Origin of the sequence: Microcoleus sp. AT3-D2 (assembly GCF_036705715.1) — a bacterium.
Classification (GTDB): Bacteria; Cyanobacteriota; Cyanobacteriia; order Cyanobacteriales; family Microcoleaceae; genus Microcoleus.
Map to the genome: position 1 here is coordinate 1 of NZ_JAUBVE010000194.1, position 1536 is coordinate 1536.

The window sequence follows — 1536 nt, forward strand, 5'->3', positions numbered from 1 at the left end:
ACTTTTGTTACCTCTGTGGAAAAAATCCTGAAAGAATTTGGAGAAAACTATGTAATTAATTTTGTCTAGCTACTTATATATCTAGTACATGGCTAGACATGAAAATCCCCCTGTTAAGGGGGATGGGATTGAGCCGTCAGATTGTCAGGCAGCGGCTAAATTTTCCGCAGGTCACAGAAGAGCATTGAGATTATCCGACCGCCCTTGTGTTTTTCGCGCTCTTGCCAGTCAACCTTGTAACTGATGCTCGTGTGAATCTCAGTGATGCGACCGTGCCAGTTATAGCTGGAATCCTCCGGTTTGTTACCAGCCACTTTGTCTCCCACTCTGAAAGCCTTGAGTGGATCTGAACAGGGGATGCCCGTGAGTAGTTCTGTCAATTTTTGCTTGTCGGAATCCGAGAGTTTGGAGAAAGAATTGCAAAAATCCAAAATAGTTGGGTTTAGTGCTCCAGCATCTCCAGCAGCTTGCTGTGCAAGGATTGTTTGCTCCAGCGGTGCTCCAGCAGTAATCTCTTGCTGGATCACTGCTGGAGGAGATTTCTTTGCTGTGTCTACCGCTGGAGATGCTGGAGCACTTTTTCCACTTTTTTCTGATTTGTGTTTTGTGAGGCCGATGTAGTAAAAATCTCCCATCGTCCGCTCAGATTCAAAACCCCGTTCTGTGTGGCGATATTTTTCCAAGTTGGGGACTAACTCACTCAACCGGGCAAAGAGCTGGTTGATAGCTTTTACAGGAGTATCCCGCCCTGGTAACTCGTTCCAAACTCGTTTCTCCTTGCCTTCTCGGTCATACTCAACCTCAAGGGTTCCCGTTTCTATATACCAGTCCACTAAGTCAAACCAAGCGTCTTTTGCATAAAGGCGATCGCCTTTACCGACCTCATACCCCCTGTCTCGCATGAACTGCCACAAATGGTTTGACTTTTCTTGAGCTTCCCGTAGAGCGGCGTCACCAGAACCATAATCAATGCCCTCAGCCAATATTGCTGGAATCCGCGCCAGCATCATGTTGAGCATGACGGGTGCAACGTGCTTAAGGACAAAATCTTTGTCGCTCTTTAAGCGAGGCTCTGCCTCCAACTGACCTTTACTGGTATCGGCTCCGACTGCGTAAGTTTTTTTGAAACTAACAATGCAATATCGACTCCTGATTGCTTCAGCGTCGCTGCTGATAGATGGCACGGCATTGCAGTTAGCTAAAAACGTAGCTTGAGGCTCATAAGGATACTCCCCGCGCCCTTTATGTTCGATGGTGAGTTCATCCCCGGTGATGAATTGCTTGAGGCTTTGCAGCTTGTCCAGTTTCACTGCGTCCGAGTTTTCACTCGACCAATTGCACAGGGAATTCTCTAAACCAGCGAGAGGAAACTTCCGACCGGTGTCGTAAATCTGAAAATCCTTGAGAGTTTTGCCTGTCACGCCTCGCCCCAGAACCATAAGAAGCGCAATCCGCAAAGTATAGTCATTTCAAATAAGTATGAGACACTCTTTATGCACAATAAGCACGAATAACTTCATCAAGAGATGTGTTAGG

Annotated in this window: 1 protein-coding gene; it reads right to left on the bottom strand. The window is 46.8% G+C overall.

Annotation, left to right across the window (positions count from 1 at the left end):
* Window positions 1–155: 155 nt before the first annotated feature.
* Window positions 156–1439 carry a DUF5906 domain-containing protein gene (locus tag QUB44_RS30830; RefSeq protein ID WP_333373713.1) on the bottom strand — a complete coding sequence of 428 codons (1284 nt, stop codon included), beginning with the start codon at window positions 1437–1439 and terminating at the stop codon, window positions 156–158.
* Between the last annotated feature and the right edge of the window lie 97 nt (window positions 1440–1536).

What these genes read in the sequence shown, in the direction of transcription:
- QUB44_RS30830 (WP_333373713.1), bottom strand. Translation starts at nt 1,439, where the DNA reads ATGGTTCTGGGGCGAGGCGTGACAGGCAAAACTCTCAAGGATTTTCAG.